The organism is Pseudomonas sp. NPDC087639 (assembly GCF_044743385.1).
In the GTDB taxonomy this organism is placed as follows: Bacteria; Pseudomonadota; Gammaproteobacteria; order Pseudomonadales; family Pseudomonadaceae; genus Aquipseudomonas.
Genome location: NZ_JBIUWI010000199.1, coordinates 1 through 1074 on the forward strand (window position 1 = coordinate 1; position 1074 = coordinate 1074).

2 protein-coding genes are annotated in these 1074 nt (G+C 55.4%); both read right to left on the reverse strand.

Annotated features, from left to right (window positions below; all coding sequences use genetic code 11):
- On the reverse strand, window positions 1–200 hold a 200-nt coding region (locus ACIOVB_RS27875; protein ID WP_401272322.1), incomplete at its 3' end, for a hypothetical protein.
- Window positions 201–203: 3 nt separating this feature from the next.
- The coding region (gene cyoA / locus ACIOVB_RS27880) for a ubiquinol oxidase subunit II (RefSeq protein ID WP_401272323.1) at window positions 204–1074 on the reverse strand (871 nt) is incomplete at its 5' end.

Below are 1074 nucleotides of genomic sequence, written 5' to 3' on the forward strand. Positions count from 1 at the left end.
ACCATGGCGACGATGATGTACATCACGCCGATTTTCTTGTGGTCGACCGACGTCAGCCACTCGGTCCACAAGTAAGTCCACTTCTTGAAGTAAGTGATTGCAGCGAACAGCGCCAGACCACCGAGGGCGATCATGGCGATGGTCACCATCACGATCGGCTCGTGGAATGGGACTGCTTCCCAACTTAATTTACCAAACATCGTTTACTCCTCTGCCCCGGCAGCTGAATGCGAACTCGAGTCAATTTCCGTGGCCGCCACTTCTTTCTCTTTCTTCTCGTGCTTCAGCGGCTTGCCCGGCTTCATACCTTCGTACTTGTCGACGATGATCTGGAACTGGTTCGGCGTGACCGAGGAGTAGAGCTCGACTGGGTTGTTCTGGCTCGGCTTGGCAAGGGCTGCGTATTCAGCCTGATCAAGCTGTTTAGGTGACTTCTTGACTTCACTTACCCAGGCGTCGAAATCTTCCTGAGTGGTGGAGATAGCTTTGAACTTCATGCCGGTGAAACCCGCGCCGCTGTAGTTGGCGGAGATACCGTCCATTTCAGCGTTGCGGTCAGCGATCAGGTGCAGCTTGGTCTGCATGCCCGCCATCGCGTAGATCTGGCCGCCCAGGCCCGGGATGAAGAACGAGTTCATCACGGCATCGGAGGTGATCTTGAAGTTGATTGGCGTGTGCGCCGGGAACACGATCTTGTTGACCGTGGCAATGCCTTGTTCCGGGTAGATGAACAGCCACTTCCAGTCCAGCGCGACCACTTCGATGGTCACAGGCTTGACGTCGGATTGAATTGGACGATACGGGTCCAGTTCGTGGGTCGAAATGTAAGTGATGTAACCCAGGGCAATGATGATCAGCACCGGGATGGTCCAGACCGCCACTTCGATTTTGGTCGAGTGCGACCATTTCGGGGTGTAGATGGCGTCTTTGTTGGAGGCGCGGTACTTCCAGGCGAACAGGAAGGTCATGACGATGACCGGCACCACAACCAACAGCATCAGCAGGGTCGCGGTGATGATCAGGTTGCGCTGTTCCAGGCCAACCTGGCCCGTTGGATTGAGCAAGGTCATGTTG